Annotated in this window: 1 protein-coding gene; it reads left to right on the top strand. The window is 48.7% G+C overall.

What is annotated here, in order from left to right; translation table 11 throughout:
* Positions 1 to 22 precede the first annotated feature (22 nt).
* Positions 23 to 852: IS5-like element ISVal1 family transposase (locus tag R7Z77_RS24745; protein WP_318136970.1), on the top strand; the 830-nt coding region annotated here is incomplete at its 3' end.

Below are 852 nucleotides of genomic sequence, written 5' to 3'. Positions count from 1 at the left end.
ATCAGTTAATCATCGTAGCCTTATGCCGAAACCTCGTTACAAAACAACTAACTGGAAGCAGTACAATAAAGCCTTAATCAACCGTGGTTCTCTGACTTTTTGGATTGATGAGGAAGCGATAGCCGAGTGGAAGCAAAACAAACAAGGCAAGCGTGGTAGACCTCGCCGATTCAGCGACTTAGCCATTACTACCGCACTGATGGTTAAGCGCGTCTTCTCCATGCCATTGAGAGCGCTGCAAGGCTTTCTAGACTCAGTATTTAAGCTGGCTCACATCCCGCTTGTTTGCCCACACTACACCTGTATAAGCCGCCGAGCTAAGGAAGTTGAGGTTTCATTTAAAACCAAAACCAGAGGAGCAATACAACATCTGGCCATTGATGCCACTGGCCTCAAGGTTTATGGCGAAGGTGAATGGAAGGTCAAGAAGCATGGTACTGATGGGAAGCGCAGAGTCTGGCGTAAGCTGCATATCGCAGTAGATACAAGCACCCACGAAATAGTCGCAGCAGAGCTGAGCTTATCTAACGTAACCGATGCCGAAGTGCTCCCTAACTTACTCAAGCAGACACGTCGCAAAATCATTGAGATATCAGGTGATGGCGCTTATGACACAAGGAATTGCCATGATGCCATACGGATCAAGCGAGCGGTTCCGCTTATCCCGCCACGAGAAGGGGCTGCCTTCTGGGAGCAAGGACACCCTCGCAATTTAGCAGTAGGTTGTCAGAAGCTCTACGGCTCCAACAAGAAGTGGAAAAAGCGGTATGGTTATCACAAGCGTTCGCTCTCTGAAACAGCCATGTATCGCGTGAAGCAGTTGCTAGGTGGGAGGTTAAGCCTGAGAAACTA

Source organism: Vibrio sp. 1401, from assembly GCF_033340295.1.
Note: the sequence above shows the minus strand (reverse complement) of the source record. Positions and strands in the feature narration are given on the sequence as shown.